Below are 23,427 nucleotides of genomic sequence, written 5' to 3' on the forward strand. Positions count from 1 at the left end.
TTGAAAGTGTTGTTAGGGGAATGATAGCATATACCTTTTTCAACGATTTGAAGATAATCAGAAGTTGAACACTTGTAATTACTCTTTTTTTCCGATGTCTTTGAGATACTGTTCGCGTTCTTTTTCAGAGAGCCTCTTAAGATAGTTTTCCTTTATTTCAGGCTCATCTTTATATTTATCCCAGTCTTTAAATCGATAAGACAACTCTGGAGAATAGCTCATTGAACCAATTTCCTTAGATTTATGCATTAATGATGCTGAGAAATAAAATTTTTCAGGCTCATCATTTATATAACCATCAACTGTTACATATCCCATTGGACTTATGACTACCTTTTTTTTGAATGTTATTTTCTCTATAAAATGATGGATATCTTTATTTTGTAATCGTTCTTCTATTTTGGATTTCATCTTCTCTGCATACTCTTCTGCTTTTTCTTGATCGCTTTTCTCTTGCACCGCATCATTCGATTGACTTAGCTTATTATGCTCAACGATTAATGAAGTTACTGAGAAAAAGATGATCACAATCAATACAGATACAAGTTTTATTGTATTTTTCATATCTAGCACTTCCACCTTTTTATGAATGAAACATAAAAAAGGCACGTAAATACCTGTTTTACTCTTTTTCTCCAATGTCTTTCAGATACTGTTCACGTTCCTTCTTGGTGAAACTTTTAAGGTAATTTTCTTTTATTTCCGGCTCATCTTTATATTCTTCCCAATCTATGAAGCGGTCGGATAAATCAGAGTCAAAACTCATTGAGCCTATTTTTTTAGCTCTATATTGTAAAGAAGCTGAGAATCCGTACTTCTCCGGTTCATCATTTACATATCCATCAATCGTAATATCTCCCATAGGGTTGATGGTCACATCTTTTTCAAATGTTATGGTTTTGATAAAATGATGAACATCTCTTTTCTGTAAGTGTTCTTCAATCTTGGGTTTCATCTTCTCTGCAAACTCTTCTGCTAATTCTTGATCACTCTTTACTCTTTCTTCCACGCTATTTTCACCCCCCACTTCGTTTGATCCTTTTCTTTTATCAAATTGTACAATAATTAAAATCACAGAGATAACTATGATGAGAACTAGAATACATATAATTCTAATTACATTTTTCATTTATACAATATCCACCTTTTATTGATATAATACAGCTGTTTTTTGTATAATAAGCTATGGATTTATAATAGCTATTTATACCACTCTATAATATAATTACCAAAGATAAATATTACAGGAGTGTTAATATTGACCACAAAGTCAACTGGATTTAAGCTTACTGACGAAGACTATAAAGAAATATCATCAAAATCTTATGCTATTAAAAATTATAAGAACTATAAAGAGATAGAAATTAGCAATGGTAGAAAAATGTATGTCGTTGACTATAAAGAAACAGGAAAAGGGCTTAACTCACTAACTCTGGTATCAAAAGATGACTTTATTCGATCCGGTAAAGGCAAAGACCTCACCAAAATCAAAAACGCAGTCATCGCCTACCGCGGGTCAGAACCGATTGGCGCTGGCCAATATAAAGATACCATTAAAAAACATGGAAAAAAAGAGTCAGATGATCTTCTTTCTACCATTTTGACGAAGCTGCCTCCTTTTCGTCAGTCACAGACGTCAAAGGAAGTCACGACGAAGGTGGCGACAGGGACAACGACCTATACAAATGAGATTGTGCAAGATTGGCTGATATCAGATACAAAGTATTTGATTAAGAATATTCCCTTTGAACATGGTGCAGAGAATCAAATGGTTCAAGCGGATCGTTATGCGAAAGAAATACATAAGAAAATGCCAAATGCCAAGATGTATGTGACAGGGCATTCACTTGGCGGATCGAATGCGTCCTATGTTCTTGTTAAAAATGATTTTATTAAAGGCGGGGTCACCTTTGAGAATCCGAATATTTACCCCAATCTATCGGATGGCCTCCAAGCCAAAGCATTAAAAGGTGATTACCGCAGTAGATTAACAGAATATATCAATCTCAATGACGGGCTTTCTCTTTTAAATCGACATACGACAGAAATCGGTCGTGTGAAAGTGATGTATGATGCCGCTTTACCTGAAGGCGTCGATTACTCCGAGGATTCCTCCAAAGCCGTCCAATTCATGAAAGATCTCCTCAATCGGGCAATGAGTGTGAATCCTTCACTGGATGCGAATTTATTCCTTGAAGCCCTCGCCGGCAGCCATGGCTTAGATCGGTATGCCTTTTCATCAGATGGCTCCGTTGAAACCATTGATGATATGTTGAGAAAAAACCCTTCTCTCACTGCCGCCATGTTACATCAATTGAGTCAGTCGAATGTTCACCCGCAAAGTGTGGTGGCGATTTTAATCAAGTCCCATGTTCTCATGAACACAGGTCGTAAATTCTCGACATATGCCGAGCACCATATGCAGCAAATCATTCGCAAAATCGAGAAACTCGATGACAAAGTGGATCAATCTGTGGAACGGGTACGCTCGAGATACAAACAGATTGTTGGCTTTGGTTCCTATGACCAGCTGACGGCATCAGATGTGGATGCTGTAATTCGCCACTTAAAAACAGAGGGACTTGAGAATGAGTTCTATTCCGTCAAAGAGTATGATACAGCGATTGATAGCGCGATGAATATAAAAAGGTGGCTGGACTCAATATCAGATGATATGAGCCAGCTAGGAAAAGAATACCATGATGCAGATACAGCCCTGGCAAAGAATATGGGCATTTCTTAAGGAGAACGAGGAATGGAATTTTCAAAGAAACAACCAACAGATGCAGACCGTTTTTTGCAACGAATGACAGATACGCATACATCAAGCTCCGTCTTTTCTCAAACAAACTTTCACACTGAAGACATGACACCAGCAGAGCTGGCTGCTTTGAAAGCAAAGATCAAAGAAGAACAGAAAACAGCGCTAATCAGAGCCATCCGGCATCAGCTTCAACATGAATTTGCAGAAGACCGCCAAGAAGCGGGAAAAATTTTAGATCTAATTGTTGAACTTCAGAACAAAGTGTATAAACATCAAAAGCGCATCCATACGCATATGTCAGGACAAGCCATTGACGCCTTAACAGAGAAAATCGAGCAAAGACTCAAGTTTTACGAACTGAAAGAAGATGTGCAATCCGCCATCGACTCGATTGGCATTTAGATGAACCTTCCGTCTTATGAATCTTTTCCCCATCTCACTCGTATATACTAAAAGAGTGATTGATTTGAAAGGAGATCTGTTTGTGGGATATATTTTGTTATTTTCGGTTGTGATCGGTCTTGTCTTGACCCTCTTGCTCACACCACTCAAGTTGATCGTTAGAAAGAAAGGAACAGAACAGCAGGTTCCGCTTATGTGGATTGCAGGCCTTGCTTTACTGTTCATGGTCGGTATTTTTGTTTTCTATTATATGACCAATTTGGATCGTAACCCTTCATCCCTATGGTTGATTGGACTTGTTGTGACAGCAGCAGGCGCCTTTTTATCAGTTGGGCTGGAGCGTAAGATCAAAGGCGTGCTGTTTCTTATTTTATTACTGCTCGGCGTTTATATGGCGACAGCTTTTCTATTCAATGCGAATGAGAAATTTGATGTCTCCAAAATGGAACAAAAAGTGGAAATCAAAGCGTTTGATGAGACGGAAACACCTGCAAGTGTACCGCCTCAATTTGCTCGGAACAAAATGAAGAAATCGTTCGGACAGGTTCCAAACACAAGTTACTATGAGCTTGGCAGCCTGCAAATCCAGAAGGTCAACGGTGAGTATGTGTACATCGCCCCAGTGGAATTCTCGGATTTCTTTAAATGGATTCGTTCAGGGAGTACGCCGGGTTACTTTACATTAAGTGCGACCGACTCATCTGCCAATCCAAAGTTTGTGAAAACAGAGATGGTTTACACACCTTCCTCTTATTTCAACAAAGAAATTGAGCGGCATATTCGCCTTCAATACCCTGATTTGATTTTCTACGGCGACACACAGCTGGAAATCAATGATGACGGAAAGCCTTATTACATTCGCACGTATGGCGATTTTATCTCTGCCCGTAACGGCTTTAAAGCTTCCGGTGTGGTCGTTGTTGATGCCAAAACAGGTGCAACGAAGAAATATGCTCTAGATCAAGTACCTGCTTTTATTGATGGTGCTGTTTCACCAGAAGCGGTCAGTCTGCAAAACAGTTATTTCGGAAACTATATTCACGGGTTCTGGAACAGTATGTTTGGAAAATCAGATGTGAAGCTGCCTTCAGATGAAGGAACAGAAGCCAATGTGAGTCCAGTGTTTGATTCAAAAGGAGATATGTACTACTTCACAGATTTCACAAGTCCGAAAGAGGGCGTTGATTCGATGCTTGGATATGCCCTGACAAATGCCCGAACAGGAAAAGCGACTTATTATACCGGAAATCTTGAAGCGTCCTACATGGATTCTCAAGGCGCTCTGCAAATTATCGAGAAACGTTTCATCGAGAAGAAATGGAAAGGTCGCATGCCGATTCTGTATAATTTCTATGGAGAAGCCAGCTGGCTCACGCCGGTTCTCGATTCAAATGGATTCCTGCAAAACTACTTTATCGTGTCTGCAGCCAATCCTGAAATCGCTGCATACGCTTCTACACCAAACGAAGCACTGAGAGCCTATAAGACAGCTCTGCAAAAAGGCGGCGGTACCGTTAACAGTTCCTCTAAGCAGGAAAAGAAAGAAACGACAGGGAAAGTCAAACGAGTCTACAAAGAAAAGACCGGTGATTATACAACCGTTACCTTCCTGCTAGACGATGGGAAAAGCTACACCATGTCATCTGAAAAAGAACCTCTCGTCATTTATTTAAAAGAAGGCGATCAGGTCACCATGAAATACACAGATACGGGTGAAATCTTCCTTCCAGTTGATGAGATCAACATTAAAGGGTTATAAAAAAGATGCTTCTCCTACTGAGGAGAAGCGTCTTTTCAGATTATTGACAAAGGGCTAAAATGATCTTGATTTTAGCCCTTTGTCTTCTTTTCAGCGTGATAGAAAACCTTTGCAGTCTAGGAAGGGCGAGTACCGGAGCGGAGCGAATTGGACATTCGTGAGCACCGGAGCGAAGACCTGACACCGAATGCGAGGGTTTGTCTACACGCTGAGATGCTTCTCCTACTGAGGAGAAGCGTCTTTTCTCTCTTTCCTTAACAATTCAACAAGCAATTCCTTATTTTTATTTCCCCCTGTCATGGGTGACTCGACATAGGAGAATTTACGTTTGAAATCCATTCCCCTCACAGAAATGACAGCCAATTCACCGCCAATGCTGCCTCGTTGGAGGACATATTTAGATAAAACAGAAAGCCCCATTCCATGAATCACAGCCTCTTTAATCGCTTGATTGCTGCTAAACGTCACAAATGTCCGTGCTTTCAGTCCATTTGATTTCAGGACGTGCTGTAAGTATTCTCCGGTACCTGATCCCTCTTCTCTCGTGATCCATGTTTCGTTTTGCAATTGATCAATCGTGACATCCTTTTTCTTAGCAAAGGGGTGATCTAATGGCGCGACGATATAGAGCTCGTCTTCTAGAAAGGTTTCTACTGTCAGTTCTTTGTCATTCGTCTGTCCTTCGATCAAACCGATGTCGACATGGAATAAGCGGACATGACTGGCGATCGCCTCTGTGTTATCAATGACCACCTCAATGTCCACATGCGGATAGAGCTGATGAAACTCTGCCAATATTTGCGGCAGCACGTACTCTCCAATGGTAAAACTCGCCCCGATTGTCAGCTTACCTCTTGCCAGATGATGATGCTCATAAATATCCTGCTTCGCCTGTTCATATAAACGAATGATTTGTTTTGATCGATGGTACAGCATATCCCCAGTTGGTGTAACAGTTAATTGCTTTGGCGAACGATTCAGCAGAACGGTCTGGAATTCCTGCTCCAAGTTCTTAATATGAAGACTGACACTTGGTTGAGAAATCCGCAGCTTTTGGGCTGCCTTTGTAAAGTTTTTCTCTTCCACAACTGTCACAAATGTCTTCAGTGCATCGTAATACATCGGTCCCTCTCCTATCAGAAATCTTAATCCAAAACCTTTCATATATATATCTTACTAATTCCTTCCCAGTGCGTAAAGAAGCGCTTAACTGAAAACAATTTAATAAAAATATTTACTAATTTTTTTAAAGACTCTATACTAGAAGGAGATATTTTCTATAGGAGGTGCTGATTTGGCAGCTAAAATAAAGGACATTGCTGAAAAAGCTGGATTATCCATTGCGACTGTATCTCGCGTATTGAACCAAGATCCCAACCTATCTGTCACGGATCAAACACGCGAGAAAGTATACGCCGCCGCTGAAGCTTTGTCCTATCAAAAGAAAACATTCAAACATTCATTAAAAAAAATCGCCTTTCTCTATTGGATGACCGAAAAGGAAGAGCTTGAAGATATTTATTTTAAATCCATCCGTCTGGGCATCGAGGAACTTACGAATACTCGGAGTTTAAATGTCACCGCTTACAATCCATCTGATGGGCTTCACTCCATTGATCCTTCTACAGAAGGGATCATTGCCATCGGCCGATTTAAAACGTCAGAGCTTGACCAATTATATGAGATCACCCAGCATATCGTTTTTATTGATACGTCACCAGATGAAGACCGTATTGATTCTGTAAAGCCAAACCTGAAACGAATTGTTGAAAAGATCATCGATTCTTTTATTGAAAAAGAACACACATCCATTGGATTCATTGGCGGCACAGACCTAGATCTGAATACGAATATGCATATTCCAGATATTCGAGAAACGACTTTCCGTGAATATATGATGGCTCACAATGTCCTTGATGAACGATTTGTCTATGTCGGTCACCATTTCTCAGTAGATGAAGGTTATGCGCTGATGATGAAGGCGATTGATGAGCTTGGTGATGACCTGCCTTCCGCTTTTTGTGTCGCTAGTGATCCTCTTGCCATCGGCTGCTTACAAGCATTAAACGAGCGCGGATTTTCTCTGCCGAACCGCGTGAGCGTCTTTAGTATCAACGATATTCATGTGTCTCAATATGTGTCACCACCGCTCACCACGTATCATATCCACACGTCTTTACTTTGTGAAACAGCAGTTGATTTACTGTTAGAAAGACTTGTAGACGGCAGAACATTACCGAAAACTGTGCTGATTGCCTCAGAACCTGTCTTTCGAAAAAGTACAATCTAAACAACTGGAAGCCCCATCCAATGTGGAGGGCTTCTTTTCTCTCTATATCAGTAAAAAATTTTACTTAATAAATTTAATAAAATATGTTTACTTTTTTTACTCAAGTTGATATTCTCACATTAAGAAAGCGTTTTCTTATCATCTGTGAAAAAAGAACGAGAGGGGATTACTAATGAAAAAGGGAAAATGGGCGACATTATCAGCAGTCGTTGGGACTGCTGTGCTTCTGCTTTCAGCTTGCGGACCGGGAGATGACAATTCAAGCGGAACACAGCCAGCATCTACAGGTACAAAGACCTTACTAGTGTGGGAGGATGTCAAAAAAACTGAGGGGATTCAAGACGCTGTAAAAGAATTCGAAAAACAACATGATGTGAAAATCAAAGTGGTCGAAAAAGCTTATGCCGACCAAATCGAAGCTCTCCGTCTAGATGGAGCAGCTGGGACAGGTCCAGACGTCATCACGATGCCTCACAATCAAATTGGATCAGCTGTCACTGAGGGGCTATTACAAGAAATCAAGCCAGATCAAAAAGTGATCAACTCCTTCACAGACGAATCGATTCAATCACAAACGGTAGATGGAAAACTGTATGGTCTGCCAAAATCCGTTGAAACCACTGTCCTTTTTTATAACAAAGATCTTGTCAAAAAGGCACCAACGACACTTGATGGCTGGTATGATCTTTCGAAAAAGCTGACAAAAGACGGAAAGTACGGTTTTGTTGCGAAATGGGATGAAATTTACTATGCACAAAGTGTTTTAGGCGGATCTGGAGGCTATATTTTCAAGCAGAAAAATGATGGCTCTTATGATGTCAATGACATTGGTTTGAACAACGATGGCGCCATCCAAGGCGGAGAATACATTCAAAAATTCTTTAGCGAAGGACTTTTCCCGAAAGGCATCATTGGTGAACAAGGAATCAATGTCCTCAACTCCTTATTTACAGAGAAAAAAGCAGCAGCCGTCATTTCTGGTCCTTGGTCATTTGGTCCATATAAAGAGGCGGGTATTGACTATGGTGTGGCCGAGCTGCCAACACTCCCTAACGGAAAACATATGAGCTCATTTTTAGGTGTAAAAAGCTACAACGTCTCCTCTTATTCTAAAAATAAAGAACTTGCTGAGAAATTTGTTGAATTTATCACGAACGAAAAAAATTCAAAGAAGCGCTTTGAATTAACAGAGGAAATTCCACCAGTGAAAAAACTGATGAAAGATCCAATCATTACGGAAAACGCAAATGCGGATGCTGTTTCTAAACAAACGAAATACGCCACACTGACACCGAACAATCCTGAAATGGAAGAGGTGTGGAAGCCGATTGATAGTGCATTAGGTCTCATTGCAACTGGTCGTACAGATGTGAAAAAGGCACTTGATGATGCGGTCAATCAAATCGACTCTCAAATTAAAGCAAATCACTCCAAATAACCATCAAATGCGGGTAGTCTATCAAACTGCCCGTAGTTGATCTAATTTTATATGAAGTAGGTGTTAGACGTGACGGGTAACCTTGAACTAGACCGCACACACATAATGGAATCAAAGACACACCGGAGACGGGCGCTAATGTTCTCCTTTATACCCGGGATGGGGCAGATATACAACAAACAGTACGGCAAAGGGGCACTCTTTTTCCTGTTCGGCGCCGCTTTTTTGATTGTATTTTATGATTTATTCAATATTGGCTTCTGGGGACTGTTCACTCTTGGGACAATGCTGCCTCGTGACAACTCTGTTTTTCTTTTAGCAAAGGGGATTATTGCGCTGTTAACAGCTGGTTTTGGTATCGGCTTTTATGTACTCATGATGCGTGATGCTTTTATGAATGGAAAGAAACGGGATCAAGGGGTACCACTTCATTCCATCCGTGCTCAATATCATCAGCTCATCGATCAAGGCTTCCCTTACTTAATGAGCACTCCTGCTTTCTTTTTACTTCTATTTTCTGTTGTCTTTCCTATTATGTTCAGCTTTGCGCTTGCCTTTACGAACTATGATTTATATCACTCGCCTCCTGCCAATCTGATCGACTGGGTAGGAATCAAGAACTTTCAAAATATCTTTTCCATTGATATTTGGAGAGACACCTTCATTGATGTACTTGGCTGGACCGTCGTATGGACTTTGGCCGCGTCGACCCTTCAATGTGCCCTCGGCATCTTTTTAGCGGTTCTGCTCAATCAGAAGGATTTAAAGGGAAAACGGTTTTTTAGAACCATTTTGATTCTCCCTTGGGCTGTTCCGGGCTTTGTGACCATTTTGGTGTTTGCTGGACTGTTCAATGATACATTTGGGGCCATTAACAATACACTTTTTGCATCGATAGGGATTGATCCAAAACCATGGCTAACAGATCCATTTTGGAGCAAAATTGCCCTCATTGCGATGCAGACTTGGCTTGGATTTCCTTTCGTTTTCATTATGACAACAGGCGTTTTGCAGGCGATTCCCGAGGATTTATATGAGGCTGCGACCATTGATGGAGCCAATTTTTTTCAGAAATTCCGGTCCATCACGTTACCGCTTGTTCTCTATTCCATTGCACCCATCCTCATCACACAATATACGTTTAATTTTAACAACTTTAATATCATCTACTTATTTAATGGCGGGGGACCGCCTGTTGCGGGGTCAACCGCTGGGGGAACGGACATCTTGGTGTCTTGGATTTATAAACTCACGATGCAGTCCTCTCAATATGCACTCGCTGCGGCTGTCACGATTTTACTTTCAATCTTTGTCATCGCCATTGCACTCTGGCAGTTTAAGAGAACGAATTCATTCAAAGAGGAGGACATGATGTGATATGGGATCAAAACAAAACAAGCTCATTCGCCTGAGCATTACTTATTTTATCCTTTTCATTGCCTCCATTTGTATTCTATATCCACTGCTTTGGACGATCGGTGCTTCCTTTAATCCTGGAAACAGCCTTATGAGCACAAGTATGTTTCCGAAGAATCCAACGTTCAGTCACTTTACCGAGCTCTTCTTTGGCCCGGGAGCACTTTATGCAAAATGGTATTGGAACTCCATGAAGATCAGTATTGCCACAATGCTGTTAACGCTGATTCTTGTTAGCTTTACAGGCTATGCCTTCTCTAGATTCCGTTTCAAAGGACGGAAAAATGGGCTGATGCTCTTTTTACTGCTGCAAATGATTCCTCAATTTTCAGCGCTGATTGCGATTTTCGTTTTGGCTCAAATGCTTGGGCTGATTAACAGCCATCTTGCACTGATTTTGATTTATGCAGGCGGACAAATTCCGATGAATACGTATTTAATGAAAGGCTATCTTGATGCGATTCCGAAGGATCTTGATGAATCAGCCAGAATGGACGGCGCAGGGCATTTTCGAATTTTCATCCAAATTATTATGCCGCTTGCTAAACCTATTTTGGCGGTTGTCGCCATCAACTCATTTACAGGACCACTGGGTGATTTCATCATCTCCAGTGTCATTGTCCGCTCACCCGAAATGTATACACTCCCGATCGGTCTGTACAATCTTGTGTCAGACAAAATGGGGGCCAGCTACACGACCTTTGCAGCCGGGGCTTTACTCATTGCGATTCCAGTCGCTTTATTGTTTCTTGTGTTACAAAAACAATTTGTGTCCGGCCTCACACAAGGCGGGACAAAAGGATAAGGGGAGATTTGATGAAGAAATGGATGCTCGTCACGGTTGTCGTTTTCTTTTTGATGGGATTAGGGATTTTACCTGAAGCAAAAGCGGATGCAATTTCCGTTCAGCCGATCAATGGACTGCAAGGTGATTTCATTAAAGGAGCCGATATCTCCATGCTTGCGGAAGTGGAGAGAAGCGGCGGCAGATACTTCGACCAAAATGGAAAACAGGTGGACCCGCTCAAGCTATTAAAGGAAAAAGGCGTCAACTATGTGCGTATTAGACTGTGGAACCACCCATACGACAATCAAGGCCGTGCCTATAATGGCGGGACAAATGATCTCAATACAGCCATCGCTTTATCGAAACGCGCAAAAGCACAAAATATGAAAGTGCTGCTTGATTTTCACTACAGTGATTTCTGGACTGATCCTGGTAAACAGTTCAAACCGAAAGCATGGGCATCTCTTTCACAAAACGATTTAGTAAAAGCGGTTGGCACTTACACAGGGGATGTACTCAAAGCGATGAGAGCCCAAAATGCACTGCCGAACATGGTACAGGTCGGAAACGAATTGAACTCAGGCATGCTGTGGCCGAACGGCAAAAGCTGGGGTGAAGGCGGCGGTGAATTTGACCGGCTCGCCGCTTTGCTAAAGGCTGGCACAAATGCAGTCCGCTCTGTCGATTCAAATATCAAAATTATGCTTCACCTTGCCCATGGTGGGGACAATGGCGCCTCCCGCTGGTGGTTTGATGAAATCAACAAACGAGGCGTCTCATTCGATACGATCGGTCTATCTTATTACCCGTATTGGGACGGCGGATTTAGCGGTCTTACTAACAATATGAATGATATTAGCGTCCGCTATAACAAAGACGTCATCGTGGTAGAAACCGCCTACGGTTTTACAACAGCAAATGGCGACAACCTAGAAAACTCATTTAACCAAGATTCAGTCAATACTGCCGGCTACCCAGCTTCACCTCAAGGCCAGGCATCTTTTATACGAGATCTATCAGAAAAAATTTCACAAGTGAAAAACAATCGCGGGAAAGGTTTCTTTTATTGGGAGCCGCTTTGGATTCCAGCGAAAGGTGCTCCGTGGTCAAGTCAATATGGGCTGGCTTATATCCAAACAACAGGTACGGCCGGAAATGCTTGGGAAAATCAAGCGATGTTTGATTTCAACGGAAAAGCACTGCCTTCTCTAGACGTATTTAAACAAATGACACCGTAATTAAAAGGATAGGACGTGACAAAATGGGAAAGCGTTACCCACTCGTTCACCCCAATGTGAAAGGCTTTTTGCATGGTGGCGATTATAATCCAGATCAATGGCTTCATATGCCGGAGATCATTGACGAAGATTTTCGATTAATGAAGCTTGCACACTGTCAAACATTCTCCATCAACATTTTCGCATGGAGTAAGCTAGAGCCAAAAGAAGGTCAATATGATTTTACATGGCTGGATGACATCATGGACCGCTTGGCAGCACAGGGGGCACACGCCATTCTTGCAACGCCAAGCGGGGCACGACCTGCATGGCTCTCGCAAGCATATCCAGAGGTATTGCGCGTCGAAGCGAACCGTCAGCGTAACTTACATGGACTTCGCCATAATCATTGCTTCACCTCACCGGTTTATCGAGAAAAAACGAATACACTCAATCGTTTGCTCGCTGAACGCTACAAGGATCACCCAGCACTGATCATGTGGCACATTTCGAATGAGTACGGCGGCGAATGTCATTGTGATCTCTGCCAGGAAGCATTTCGAGACTTTTTGAAAGACAAGTACAATCATGACCTTGAAGCTTTAAACCAAGCATGGTGGACGGGGTTTTGGAGCCACACGTATAGTGATTGGTCACAAATCGAGTCACCTGCACCGCACGGGGAGCACATGATTCACGGGATGAACCTAGACTGGAAACGCTTTGTCACAGCGCAAACGATCAATTTTTATCAAAATGAAATTGAACCGCTTCGGGAATTGACGCCCCATATTCCAGTGACCACCAACTTTATGGGCGACTACCCGCATATGCGCCCATTTCTTGGACTGGATTATCATCAATTTGCAAAAGAGGTCGACGTAATTTCATGGGATAGCTATCCAGCATGGCATAGCGGCAGGGAAACAACCGCTGAATTAGCGTCAAACGTTGCCTTCGTTCACGACTTATATCGTTCATTAAAGGACGGTCAGCCATTTCTCGTGATGGAAAGCACGCCTAGCCTCGTGAATTGGCATGATGTGAATAAAGTCAAACATCAAGGAATGGCTCATCTGTCTGCTATGCAGGCGATTGCCCACGGATCAGACTCAGTGCTTTATTTCCAGTGGAGACAGGGTCGAGGTGCCTCTGAGAAATTCCATGGCGCGGTAGTCGATCATTCCGGACATGAACATACGCGAGTGTTTCAAGAGGTCGCTGATCTAGGGAAACAGCTGGAGCAGCTGCAACCCATCGCGGGGACATCCGTTCAACCAGAAGTCGCCATCATATACGATTGGGAAAACCACTGGGCCATTGATGATGCACAAGGCTTAAATAATACAAACAAACGCTATGTAGAGGCTTGTCAAACTCACTATCGAAGCTTTTGGAAAAAAGGCATTCCTGTTGACATTGTCGGCATGGAAAAGGATTTCTCATCCTATCGTGTGCTCGTTGGTCCAATGCTCTACATGATCAAACCAGGCGTGGCAGAAAAGATCGAAGCATTTGTCAAAGAGGGCGGCATTTTTGTGGCAACGTACTGGAGCGGCATGGTCGATGAAAACGACCTCTGTTTCCTCGGCGGTTTCCCCGGTCCTCTCCGCCATGTACTTGGCATTTGGGCTGAGGAAATCAACACATTGATGCCAGATGAACATGTATTAATGACCACAGGAAATGGACGCACCTACCATGTCGGGCAATATTGCGAATCCATTCATCCTGAAACGGCCTCTGTGTTAGGACATTTTGAGAACGGCTGCTACGAAGGACAGCCAGCCCTGACTGTCCATCCTTTTGGAGATGGAAAAGCATACTATATGGCTTCCGAAAATGAGGAGATTTTTTATGATGAGTTTTACGGGGAACTCATCGCAGAAATGAAGATACAACCCGTCCTATCAGCGGTGATTCCAGAGGGAGTCAGTGTACAAAAACGAACAGATGGGTCGCAGGACTATGTGTTTATGATGAATTTTACGGAAAAGCAGCAGCTCCTTTCACTAGATTCAAAAGAGAGCTATCAAAATATGCTGACAGGGCAACATGTGCCTCAAGAGCTTCACCTTGATCCTTACGAGTACATTATTTTGAAAAAATAGATTGAAAGAGGCGTCTACTCATTGGACGCTTCTTTCATTTTAATAAATCTAAATACCTATATAAATTTATGTATTTTATATATAAACTTGAATCTTTATATTTTATCTAAATTTTTTGACATGTTTCATCCTGCGCCAATACTGGTTCGACCATCCTTTTTCACCATTTTATAGGTATGAAAGCGGTTGCCTAATACTCATATTTTTGATACCCTTTTTTTCAATGCAGATATGGGACTGCATTGTCATAAAAAGAGCAAGAAAATGTAAACGGTTTATTGTAGGGGGAGGGACTTATGTTAACGTTTGTTGGATTGTTGATTATTTTAACGATTGTTGTATTGCTGATTTGGGGGAAAGCAAGTCCAATTGTTGCCATGGTCATGGTGCCTTTAATCGGGGCATTCATCGCAGGATTTGGGATTAATGACATTCAAACATTTTTTGAAGAAGGGATTATCAAAGTACTGCCAGTGGCGACCATGTTCATTTTCGCCATTTTATTTTTTGGCATTTTACAAGATACAGGGTTCTTTGAACCTGTAATAAAAACGCTGATTAAACTGACTAGGGGAAATGTAGTCACGGTTGCGATGGGGACAGCTCTAATAGGAGTCATCGCTCATTTAGACGGAGCAGGAGCGACTACATTTTTATTAACTGTACCTGCACTGCTTCCACTTTATAAAAAATTACATATGAGTCCGTACTTATTGCTGCTACTGATCGGGACGAGTGCCGGCTTAACGAATATGGTGCCGTGGGCTGGCCCCACAGGACGGGCAGCAAGTGTGTTGAACATGGACCCATCCGAACTTTGGGTGCCGCTCATCCCCATTCAGCTCATTGGGGTCGTTCTCGTATTAGGGATGGCATTTATTTTAGGAAAAAGAGAAGAAAAACGCATTCGCGTCAAAATCGCCGCAAATGAAATCGCTGCTGTTCAATTAGAAGGCGCAGATTGGGACCGGGCTATTCAATCCATTAGCGAGACAGGTGATGCCGCTTTAAAACGTTATCACTTGATTTGGGTGAATTTCATTCTGTTTATAGCCGTAGTTGTCCTTCTTGTGCTCAACGTGATTCCGGCTAGTTATATGTTTATGATTGGTCTTTCTCTCGCACTATTAATTAACTATCCGAAAGTGGATGTACAAATGGAGAGAATCAAGGCGCATGCACCTAGTGCACTCATGATGGCCGCTGTTATTTTCTCCGCAGGTTCGTTTCTAGGCATTCTCGAAGGAACGGGAATGCTAAAAGCTATCGCTGTGGACAGCATTCAAATTCTACCTGCTTTCCTACTTCCATTTTTACATATCATTGTCGGGATGTTTGGGGTACCACTGGATATGCTGACAAGTACAGACGCTTATTATTATGCACTTCTGCCAATTGTCGAATCCATCACATCTGAGGTTGGTGTGACGGGCACTTCCGCGGCGTATGCCATGATGATCGGAAACATCATAGGAACCTTTGTCAGTCCACTCGCTCCAGCCGTTTGGCTTGCGATCGGTCTTGCAGGAGTCGATATGGGAAAACATATTCGCTACTCATTCTTTTGGATGTGGGGATTCAGTATTGTTCTACTGATCGTTGCCAAACTGATAGGCATTATTTAAATAAAAAAAGACATGCGCACAGCGACGCATGTCTTTTTCTTTATGAAGGATATTCACTCGTGTGAATGTCTGTATTCGGCTTTCTAATAAGAGACATTAATCCAATGATAAACAATAGAACCATTGGAGCGAATGCAAGACCGATTGTTCCAATTAAAAGAGTCACAGCAGACACCAAGAAAAGAACACCTGAAATCACGGCACGGCGGTCTGTTTTCAAAAGAATCACAGCGACAATCGATAGCACTGCTGCAATTCCAGAAACGACCATAAACTGCGTACCAAATGCATTAACTGAAGCTTGAAGCGTTTCAATCGGTAATGTTTCGCCTTCCTCTTGTAACACTTCATTAATTTCATTATAAAATGATGGACCTACCGAGAGGATTAATGCTCCAAATCCAACACCAATGGCATTGAGGACAATACTAATAATCCCCATAATTTTTTCACCTTTACGACTAATCATGTGTAAACCTCCTAAAAATTTAAATTAACCTGTTTTTACTTCTCGTTTTTGGAAGACAATTAAGGCAATGGCTAAGAAAATAGCCCAATAGATCACTAGGACTGTTAATGAGAATCCTAGAGACATGTCTTCGATAAAAGTAGGTGTGTCTGCAAAATATTGTGCAGGATCGTTTGCAAACAATAAGTATTTCGCCCAATCAAAGAAGAACATCAAAATACTTGTGATGGATGCTCCAACAATATAGGCTAACACACTGATCGCAATAGAAATGGCCTCACTTCTAAATACCGTTGAGATGGCAAAAGAAAGTGTCCCTAGTACAACAAACATAGCACAATGTGCCAAATAATACGAAACCATATTTGCAAGCTGAGATCGTTCAATGACTTCACCATTTTGATAGGACAAATACACATAATCATGATTTAATCCAAAGAATATCGCACCTAAGATAAATGATAGGACAAATAGAACCGCGATAAGAAATAGTGAGTAAAGTTGAACGGTAAAGTATTTAGATAAGAGAATCTTCATTCTTGATGGTGGACGAATTAACAATAATTTAATTGTACCATGCTTATATTCAGCCGAGACAATCGTGGCTGCAATGATAATCACGAATACACCGACCAGCTGAAGCAAATCAGCATTGATCTTCACATAAGCCCATGCATTTTTACCAAATTGATCCGCAGGAGGCAAATCATGTTTGATGCGATACTCATTAATTGCTATATCCTTTTCTAGGGATCTCTTATAAAATCCTAAATCATTCTCTTTCAATTTTTGTTTCTTTTCTTTATTGTCCATTCTCAGCTCGGTTTTCCAATCACCCGAAGCTTGATCTTTGTCATTTGTTTTCACTGCAAAGATCAGTGTGGCAATCATACCTAAAACAAGAAGTCCAACCATAATCCAAGTTCCAACACGATAACTGATCTTCATCCACTCGTTTTGAATGAGGCGTATCATACGTCTGCCTCCTTTTTACCTGTTAAGCTTAAGAACTTATCTTCTAAGGTTTGTTTTTCTATTTTGATTTCGTACAAATGAATGGACGCGCCGCTCAAATGACGAATCAATTCCGGCATTTTCTCTTCTGGCAAGGAGAAGAATAAATACTGCTCCTCTTCTCTTACAGTCGTGCCTTCCTCAAATGCGCCGATGAGCTTCTGCGCTTCTGCCAGCTCACCAGATGCGACCTTCATTCGGTAATTGACCAAATCGTCTTGATTCGTCTCTGCACGCTGATCCTCAATCGCAATCAGCTTTCCTTTTTGGATAATCGCAAAACGATCACACATCAGTTCCATTTCTGACATGAGGTGACTTGAAACAATGACAGCTAGCCCTTCTTCCTTTGCAAGCCTTCTCAAGTAATCTCGTATCATGCGAATTCCCTCTGGATCAAGTCCATTGGTCGGCTCATCTAATATCAGTAGTTTTGGTCTATGTATAAGTGCTTGCGCAATGCCTAAACGCTGCTTCATGCCTAATGAAAACGTTCGGACACGCTTATGTTTCACGTGCTGTAAGCTGACCAGCTCTAGCAGCTCATCAATTCGCCCTTCATCCACTTTCCCATTCATTCTGGCAAAGTGAACAAGATTTTGTCTGGCTGTTAAATGATTATACATTTCTGGGTTTTCAATAATGGCACCAACATCTTGGATGGCATGCTGATATGAGGATTGAATACTATGGCCATTAATCAGAATGTCACCAGATGTAATTGGAGAAAGACCGACCATCATACGAATGGTTGTTGTTTTCCCTGCGCCGTTTGGTCCTAAGAAGCCAAAGACTTCGCCCGCTTGGACAGAAAAGCTCAAGTCTTGAACGATCTTTTTCCCGTGAATATGCCTAGATACATTATGCAGTTCTAAAACGTTCGTCACGTTACCTCTCCTTCTTTGTCTAAGTATCATCTATCATCTATTTCCTGATAAACACCATGATCCGTTAAAAATAGAAGAACACTTCCATATGGTACAGCAATGCCCAAAAGTTGTGAAGGGGATTAGGCAAAATTTAGAGAATCCTCTGCCTTTTTTAAGGTAGGGTTAAGAAAACAACAATCTTTTATGTGAAAAGAGGCTTGATTTTTTTAAAATGAACCTTTTTCAACAGGTATATATGTATGGAATTTTTTTTAAGATTATTCCTTTCACCTATAAATAAAGAAATGAAAAAGAGGCCTCTACTGACAGCCTCCTTTCGTTATTATACCTTTTTCACAAACTCTGATTTTAACTTCATTGCCCCAAAGCTAGGAATTTTACAATCAATGTTATGATCGCCTTCCACTAAACGAATGCCTTTGACCTTCGTTCCTATTTTTAAAACGGAAGAAGAGCCTTTTACTTTTAAATCTTTAATGACAGTGACCGTATCCCCATCACTTAATAGATTTCCATTCGCATCTTTGACCACAAGCTGCTCCTCTGCCGCTTGTTCTTGTTCAAGTGACCATTCATGCGCACATTCAGGACAAACCAGCAGACTGCCATCCTCATAAGTATACGTTGAACTGCATGAAGGACAATTTGGTAGATTAGACATTTGTGTTTCCTCCAACTTTCTATAGCATTTCATACAATTTTACCACATTTCTATAGAAATAATGTGATAGAAAAGGAAACATTTTTCATCGTTTACTTATTTCTTCCAATTGATATAGCAGCCGCAATATTTCGAGCGGTTCTTTCTACATGAATAGCCCCATCTCTCATTGCCTCAGAAAGAGAAGTTACACCTGGAACGATACTAAAAAGTGCATCAATGCCATGCTCATGTACGACAGCACTGTCTTTTGAGAGGGAGCCCGCGATACCAATCACAGGCAGGTGATACTGCTTTGCTGCTTTGGCTACACCGATTGGGGTTTTTCCATAAATGGTCTGCTGGTCAATTCGGCCTTCCCCAGTAATGACTAGGTCTGCCTCCTTGATGACATCATCAAACTGAACAGCCTTCAGCACAATGTCAATTCCTCTTTGCAAATCGGCGTGTAAAAAGCCTAATAAACTCGCACCAAGCCCTCCTGCCGCTCCTGCCCCCGCTGCATCTTCAAAGGATACAGTAAACTGCTTTTCTGCTATGTGAGCAAAATGAGCTAAATTCTTGTCTAACACTTGAACCATTTCTTCATCTGCACCTTTTTGAGGACCAAATACGACAGACGCTCCTCTCTTACCTGTTAAAGGATTATCCACATCACAGGCTGCCTCCAGCCGAACGGATTGCAGTCTTGGGTCAAGTCCAGATAGATCAATAGAAGCTAGTTGATGAAGGGCTCCACCGCCTGGCGATAGCTCCTGTCCTGCTTGATCAAGAAAAGCCGCACCTAATCCTTGCATCATCCCAACGCCGCCATCATTTGTTGCACTTCCGCCAAGCCCAATGATGACATGCTTTGCTCCTTGATCTAGTGCCGCAATCATTAATTCCCCAGTTCCTTTCGATGTCGTAAATAACGGATTGCGTTTTTCTTGCGGAACAAGGTGTAACCCAGAGGCTGCGGCCATCTCTATAACGGCCGTCTCACCGTCTCCTAACATGCCAAAAAAGGCATCGACAGGGTCACCAAGCGGGCCTGTGACTACTTGATTGATCATGTACCCGCCGGTCGCATCAACTAGTGATTGAACAGTTCCCTCTCCTCCATCTGCCATGGGAAGTTTAATATATTCAGCGTCTGGCAAAATCGCATGAAATCCTCGTTCGATGGCACATGCTACCTCATATGCAGATAAACTTTCTTTAAATGAATCTGGTGCAATCACAATTTTCATCCTAAAGCCCCTCGTTTCTTATCAAATGTCATCAGCCAAACAACTGAAAAACGCCGAAAATAATGGTCGATACGACAGTTAATGTCAAACCAATTAACGATTCAAAAGGCATGAGTTTCAACCGCTCTTTGATGTCCATTTGAACACTTCCTGCTGTTGCATGAAAAAAGCTCCCATGCGGCATATGATCAAGCACAGTTGCACCAGCATGAATCATGGCTGCTCCTGAAAGAGCCGATACACCAAGCCCAATGAGTGTACCGCTAAATACGCCACTCGCTACCGCCGTTCCTGCTGTTGTCGAAGCAGTGGCGGCTGACATAAATATCCCTGAAGCTGGTGCAAGTAAATACGGTGGTAATCCCGAAGCATCGAGTGCTTGAATAAACACATCTTTTAAGGAAGAATTTGATACAATTCCTGCTAGTGTGCCTGTCCCTAATAACATAATCGCTACACCCGACATTTTATGAAGCCCCGACATCGCATAATCATTGAGAAACTTCCCTTTTTTCATGAAAAGAGCGCCTATAATGCCTCCGATCGGTAAGGCGATCATTGGGTCTATATTGATTTGAAAAAGCGGTCTTAAAGCCAACAATAAAATGGTGACAAGCGGACCCGCAAGTGCTTGAAAAAAAGCTGGCACTTCAACTTTGCTTAACGCGGTTTCCTCTTCAAGAACAGGTGTCCCTTTTTTTGCAAGCTTTTTAGCTAACACATATGTAACAGCCAATCCAAACACAGCCGGAATGACACCCGCAGCCATCATTGAAGTAAGCGGTACACCAAAAGCATCAGAAGCGGCAATGGCATTTGGATTCGGTGACATGATATTCCCTGCCTTCCCGCCTCCAATCATGGCGAGTAAAATCCCCGTTTTTGACAGCTTTGCCCGTTTGGCAATGGCAAGTGCGATAGGCGCTACCGTGATAACAGCTACATCTACAAAAACACCCACTGTTGTTAAAATCATGGTTGCCAGTGCAAGTGCTAATAACGCCCTCGCCTCTCCAAGCTTCTTCACAATCGCCTCGGCGATAGATAAAGCTGCACCCGACTCAATTAAAACGCCAGCCAAGACACCTGCCGCCATAATTCTGAGGACAGCTGGAATCATATCCTTAGCGCCTTCCATCATGACGTTGACGGTCTGAACAATATCTACACCGCCTACCAAGCCGCCTATGAAAGCACCTGCCAGCATGCCATATGCAGGTGATACTTTTTTTAGAATAAGAACAATCGCAACCACAAGTGCCGTCATGGCTCCTAGTGTACTTACTGTCACATCTCCACTCATTTTTGATCCCCCCAAAATGTCTTTCTTTAATTGTAAGCGTTTACTAACTGGGATCGGGTTGTGAATCTAGATGAAATTTTTTCATTTATTCCTTTATTCAATTGTGCATATGCACAATTAAGATAGTTGACTCATCAACTGCGCCATATAAAGCTCCATCAACTGTTTCACATGACGGGGATCTTTTCCAGTCAAAGCTTGTATTTTATCTAAACGATATCGCAATGTATTCCTGTGAATAAATAAACGATCAACAATTCTTTGTAAATCACCGCCTTCTTTAATGTAAATTCTTAATGTGTGGGCAAGCTCCGCTTCTTGTATTATTGGCTTGTAAAAGTCAACCCAACTACTGTTTTCTTCAACAGCTCCTGCAGTAATCAATAGCCTTTCCAGCTGATAAGATTCAAAAAAATAAATACTTTCCTTCGGATCAAGAGCCTTCCCCAACCTCAAGGAATCTCTTGCGTGCTCAAAGGACAATGACAGCTGGCTTATGTCGGCGGCGACAGTCCCTATCCCCACCAGCACCTGGCCTCCTACTGCTTTTTCCATTGTTCTTTGCAGCTGCCCAACCACATGCTTTAAAAAATGATCAGAAATCGGCTGCCTTAAAAGAACCAATTCATGACGAAAGGTCATGCCAAGCAAATCATCCACATTCTTATTGTATTGAATCGCATGAATCATTTTATGCACAGCGTCTTCTGAGGATGGAACTGGCTGAAAAATGATGGCCATTCGGCGTTTATCTAAATCCATTCCCAGCCATGCAGCTCGGTTCTTTAGCTGATGATCACCAACGTCCGAATCAGAAATTAACTGATTGACAATTTCACTCTCTATTCGCTGCCGCCACTGAACTCGTTCAAGCAGAAAAGACTGCTCTAACACCAGCTCAGCCGCCATTTTCACCAGCTCGGCATGATGCCGAATGTCCTCTGGCTCACCAGTAATGCCAATCACACCAACTACTTGTTCACGAAAGCAAATAGGCAAATTGATTCCTGGTCTCACTCCTTCTAAGTGTAAGGACGCCTCGTGGTCAATTTCCACACTGTCCCCGCTTGTCAGAACAAGTCGTGCACCATCATGTTTCTGACCAATCCTGTTTCGTTCACCAGAACCAATGATGACACCATCCGCATTCATCACATTGATATTTTTATCTAAAATACGCATCGTACGCTCAACCATTTCTTGTGCCAATTCAGTGGTTAAAAATTTCATGAGGCATCTCTCCTGAAGGTATTTTCATTCAATGTATCATAGTGTCATTGCACAATAAATGCAAAGTGTTTAAAAATGAGGCATTGACAAAGATACATTGAAAAGGGTTTAATCAAATCAAGAGACCGACCGACAGTCTAGTCAAAAGAAAGGATGGCTTTATGAGAACAGTTAAACATCCTGAAGAACGTAAAAATGACATCTTAAACGCAGCCGAAGAGCTTTTTTCTACCAAAGGCTATCAGCAAACAACGATTATCGACATTCTGAAAGCTGTTGGCATTGCAAAAGGCACTTTTTATTATTACTTTTCATCCAAAGAAGAAGTGATGGATGCCATTATTGACAGGATTATCAAAGCAGATATCATCGTGGCGAAGCGTATTGCGGCTGAGCCAGACCTTCCAGTCGTCGACAAACTATTTCGCATTATCATGGCGCAATCGCCTCAGCAAGGAAGCAATAAACAGGGCATGATTGAACAATTCCATCAGCCTTCTAATGCAGAGATGCACCAAAAAAGCTTAATCAAAGCGATTAAAGAACTATCACCCGTTTTAGCTGATGTCATTCAGCAAGGGGTGGAAGAAGGGACATTCAAAACAAAGTACCCGCAAGAAACGGTGGAATTCCTTCTTGCTTCTGCACAGGTCATATTTGATGAGGGCCTTTTTCAATGGACAGCCGAAGAGAGTATGCAGCGCGCGCTAGCTTTTATCGATATCCTCGAATCCTCATTACATGCAGAAAAGGGGAGCTTCTCCTTTCTTCTGAAACGTTTATCTGGAGAACTTGATGAACATAATCAGTGATTGGTCA

The 23,427-nt window shown here is 42.0% G+C and carries 21 protein-coding genes; 11 read left to right on the forward strand and 10 right to left on the reverse strand.

Annotated elements, in window-relative coordinates:
- Positions 1 to 78 precede the first annotated feature (78 nt).
- The gene (locus MHB83_RS04195) at positions 79 to 564 is read right to left on the reverse strand and encodes a DUF1433 domain-containing protein (RefSeq protein WP_137054155.1); all 486 of its coding nucleotides are present in this window, start codon (positions 562 to 564) and stop codon (positions 79 to 81) included.
- A gap of 58 nt (positions 565 to 622) precedes the next feature.
- Positions 623 to 1,129, reverse strand: a complete 507-nt coding sequence (locus MHB83_RS04200) for a DUF1433 domain-containing protein (RefSeq protein ID WP_137054154.1) — start codon at positions 1,127 to 1,129, stop codon at positions 623 to 625.
- A gap of 129 nt (positions 1,130 to 1,258) precedes the next feature.
- On the opposite strand from MHB83_RS04200, the gene MHB83_RS04205 reads away from it, so the two are divergent.
- The 3 genes from MHB83_RS04205 (at position 1,259) to MHB83_RS04215 (ending at position 4,925) form a co-directional block, all read left to right on the forward strand.
- Positions 1,259 to 2,743 carry a lipase gene (locus tag MHB83_RS04205; RefSeq protein ID WP_342496659.1) on the forward strand — a complete coding sequence of 495 codons (1,485 nt, stop codon included), beginning with the start codon at positions 1,259 to 1,261 and terminating at the stop codon, positions 2,741 to 2,743.
- A gap of 12 nt (positions 2,744 to 2,755) precedes the next feature.
- Positions 2,756 to 3,166 (forward strand): hypothetical protein, encoded by a 411-nt coding sequence (locus MHB83_RS04210; RefSeq protein ID WP_327839452.1) that lies wholly within the window; start codon positions 2,756 to 2,758, stop codon positions 3,164 to 3,166.
- Between the two features lie 82 nt (positions 3,167 to 3,248).
- Positions 3,249 to 4,925, forward strand: a complete 1,677-nt coding sequence (locus MHB83_RS04215; RefSeq protein WP_342496660.1) for a hypothetical protein — start codon at positions 3,249 to 3,251, stop codon at positions 4,923 to 4,925.
- Positions 4,926 to 5,147: 222 nt separating this feature from the next.
- Here MHB83_RS04215 and MHB83_RS04220 read toward each other — a convergent pair whose 3' ends face one another.
- On the reverse strand, positions 5,148 to 6,047 hold the full coding sequence (locus MHB83_RS04220) for a LysR family transcriptional regulator (protein WP_003214942.1): 900 nt from the start codon (positions 6,045 to 6,047) through the stop codon (positions 5,148 to 5,150).
- Between the two features lie 172 nt (positions 6,048 to 6,219).
- Between MHB83_RS04220 and MHB83_RS04225 the strand changes: the two genes are divergently transcribed.
- The 7 genes from MHB83_RS04225 (at position 6,220) to MHB83_RS04255 (ending at position 15,809) form a co-directional block, all read left to right on the forward strand.
- Positions 6,220 to 7,215 carry a LacI family DNA-binding transcriptional regulator gene (locus tag MHB83_RS04225; RefSeq protein WP_309216102.1) on the forward strand — a complete coding sequence of 332 codons (996 nt, stop codon included), beginning with the start codon at positions 6,220 to 6,222 and terminating at the stop codon, positions 7,213 to 7,215.
- A 172-nt stretch (positions 7,216 to 7,387) separates the two neighbouring features.
- Entirely contained in the window at positions 7,388 to 8,653 is a 1,266-nt protein-coding gene (locus tag MHB83_RS04230) for an extracellular solute-binding protein (protein WP_327839451.1), read from the forward strand.
- Positions 8,654 to 8,758: 105 nt separating this feature from the next.
- Positions 8,759 to 10,030 (forward strand): sugar ABC transporter permease, encoded by a 1,272-nt coding sequence (locus MHB83_RS04235; protein WP_050944718.1) that lies wholly within the window; start codon positions 8,759 to 8,761, stop codon positions 10,028 to 10,030.
- A 1-nt stretch (position 10,031) separates the two neighbouring features.
- A complete protein-coding gene (locus MHB83_RS04240; protein ID WP_003215217.1) occupies positions 10,032 to 10,874 on the forward strand; it encodes an ABC transporter permease subunit in 843 nt (280 codons plus the stop codon).
- Positions 10,875 to 10,885: 11 nt separating this feature from the next.
- Positions 10,886 to 12,094: a glycosyl hydrolase 53 family protein gene (locus MHB83_RS04245; RefSeq protein WP_137054148.1), complete on the forward strand. Its 1,209-nt coding sequence runs from the start codon at positions 10,886 to 10,888 to the stop codon at positions 12,092 to 12,094.
- 23 nt (positions 12,095 to 12,117) lie between these two features.
- Positions 12,118 to 14,184 (forward strand): beta-galactosidase, encoded by a 2,067-nt coding sequence (locus MHB83_RS04250; RefSeq protein ID WP_342496661.1) that lies wholly within the window; start codon positions 12,118 to 12,120, stop codon positions 14,182 to 14,184.
- Between the two features lie 296 nt (positions 14,185 to 14,480).
- Complete coding sequence (locus MHB83_RS04255; RefSeq protein ID WP_058013273.1) at positions 14,481 to 15,809, forward strand: citrate:proton symporter; 1,329 nt, start codon at positions 14,481 to 14,483, stop codon at positions 15,807 to 15,809.
- A gap of 40 nt (positions 15,810 to 15,849) precedes the next feature.
- Here the strand turns inward: MHB83_RS04255 and MHB83_RS04260 are convergent, their stop codons facing one another.
- From MHB83_RS04260 to MHB83_RS04290, 7 genes are all read right to left on the reverse strand, one after another.
- Positions 15,850 to 16,278: a DUF4064 domain-containing protein gene (locus tag MHB83_RS04260; RefSeq protein ID WP_253621993.1), complete on the reverse strand. Its 429-nt coding sequence runs from the start codon at positions 16,276 to 16,278 to the stop codon at positions 15,850 to 15,852.
- Positions 16,279 to 16,302: 24 nt separating this feature from the next.
- Positions 16,303 to 17,253, reverse strand: coding sequence for an ABC transporter permease subunit (locus MHB83_RS04265; RefSeq protein WP_253621992.1), 951 nt, complete (start codon positions 17,251 to 17,253; stop codon positions 16,303 to 16,305).
- Entirely contained in the window at positions 17,250 to 18,179 is a 930-nt protein-coding gene (locus tag MHB83_RS04270; RefSeq protein WP_080984767.1) for an ABC transporter ATP-binding protein, read from the reverse strand. The genes MHB83_RS04265 and MHB83_RS04270 overlap by 4 nt, the downstream gene beginning before the upstream one ends.
- Before the next feature lie 325 nt (positions 18,180 to 18,504).
- Positions 18,505 to 18,843: a zinc ribbon domain-containing protein YjdM gene (locus MHB83_RS04275; protein ID WP_003215145.1), complete on the reverse strand. Its 339-nt coding sequence runs from the start codon at positions 18,841 to 18,843 to the stop codon at positions 18,505 to 18,507.
- Positions 18,844 to 18,935: 92 nt separating this feature from the next.
- A complete protein-coding gene (locus MHB83_RS04280) occupies positions 18,936 to 20,075 on the reverse strand; it encodes a glycerate kinase (RefSeq protein WP_106035762.1) in 1,140 nt (379 codons plus the stop codon).
- Between the two features lie 31 nt (positions 20,076 to 20,106).
- A complete protein-coding gene (locus tag MHB83_RS04285) occupies positions 20,107 to 21,378 on the reverse strand; it encodes a GntP family permease (RefSeq protein WP_106032022.1) in 1,272 nt (423 codons plus the stop codon).
- A gap of 117 nt (positions 21,379 to 21,495) precedes the next feature.
- Positions 21,496 to 22,608: a sugar diacid recognition domain-containing protein gene (locus MHB83_RS04290; protein WP_342496662.1), complete on the reverse strand. Its 1,113-nt coding sequence runs from the start codon at positions 22,606 to 22,608 to the stop codon at positions 21,496 to 21,498.
- A gap of 161 nt (positions 22,609 to 22,769) precedes the next feature.
- Between MHB83_RS04290 and MHB83_RS04295 the strand changes: the two genes are divergently transcribed.
- The gene (locus tag MHB83_RS04295; protein WP_050944607.1) at positions 22,770 to 23,420 is read left to right on the forward strand and encodes a TetR/AcrR family transcriptional regulator; all 651 of its coding nucleotides are present in this window, start codon (positions 22,770 to 22,772) and stop codon (positions 23,418 to 23,420) included.
- The last annotated feature ends 7 nt before the right edge of the window (positions 23,421 to 23,427 follow it).

The organism is Bacillus sp. FSL K6-3149 (assembly GCF_038630515.1).
Lineage (GTDB): Bacteria > Bacillota > Bacilli > Bacillales > Bacillaceae > Bacillus > Bacillus pumilus.

Coding starts and splice junctions, on each gene's coding strand:
- MHB83_RS04195 (WP_137054155.1), bottom strand. CDS start 564: ATGAAAAATACAATAAAACTTGTATCTGTATTGATTGTGATCATCTTT.
- MHB83_RS04200 (WP_137054154.1), bottom strand. CDS start 1,129: ATGAAAAATGTAATTAGAATTATATGTATTCTAGTTCTCATCATAGTT.
- MHB83_RS04210 (WP_327839452.1), top strand. CDS start 2,756: ATGGAATTTTCAAAGAAACAACCAACAGATGCAGACCGTTTTTTGCAA.
- MHB83_RS04220 (WP_003214942.1), bottom strand. CDS start 6,047: ATGTATTACGATGCACTGAAGACATTTGTGACAGTTGTGGAAGAGAAA.
- MHB83_RS04230 (WP_327839451.1), top strand. CDS start 7,388: ATGAAAAAGGGAAAATGGGCGACATTATCAGCAGTCGTTGGGACTGCT.
- MHB83_RS04235 (WP_050944718.1), top strand. CDS start 8,759: ATGGAATCAAAGACACACCGGAGACGGGCGCTAATGTTCTCCTTTATA.
- MHB83_RS04240 (WP_003215217.1), top strand. CDS start 10,032: ATGGGATCAAAACAAAACAAGCTCATTCGCCTGAGCATTACTTATTTT.
- MHB83_RS04245 (WP_137054148.1), top strand. CDS start 10,886: ATGAAGAAATGGATGCTCGTCACGGTTGTCGTTTTCTTTTTGATGGGA.
- MHB83_RS04250 (WP_342496661.1), top strand. CDS start 12,118: ATGGGAAAGCGTTACCCACTCGTTCACCCCAATGTGAAAGGCTTTTTG.
- MHB83_RS04255 (WP_058013273.1), top strand. CDS start 14,481: ATGTTAACGTTTGTTGGATTGTTGATTATTTTAACGATTGTTGTATTG.
- MHB83_RS04260 (WP_253621993.1), bottom strand. CDS start 16,278: ATGATTAGTCGTAAAGGTGAAAAAATTATGGGGATTATTAGTATTGTC.
- MHB83_RS04265 (WP_253621992.1), bottom strand. CDS start 17,253: ATGATACGCCTCATTCAAAACGAGTGGATGAAGATCAGTTATCGTGTT.
- MHB83_RS04275 (WP_003215145.1), bottom strand. CDS start 18,843: ATGTCTAATCTACCAAATTGTCCTTCATGCAGTTCAACGTATACTTAT.
- MHB83_RS04280 (WP_106035762.1), bottom strand. CDS start 20,075: ATGAAAATTGTGATTGCACCAGATTCATTTAAAGAAAGTTTATCTGCA.
- MHB83_RS04285 (WP_106032022.1), bottom strand. CDS start 21,378: ATGAGTGGAGATGTGACAGTAAGTACACTAGGAGCCATGACGGCACTT.
- MHB83_RS04290 (WP_342496662.1), bottom strand. CDS start 22,608: ATGAAATTTTTAACCACTGAATTGGCACAAGAAATGGTTGAGCGTACG.
- MHB83_RS04295 (WP_050944607.1), top strand. CDS start 22,770: ATGAGAACAGTTAAACATCCTGAAGAACGTAAAAATGACATCTTAAAC.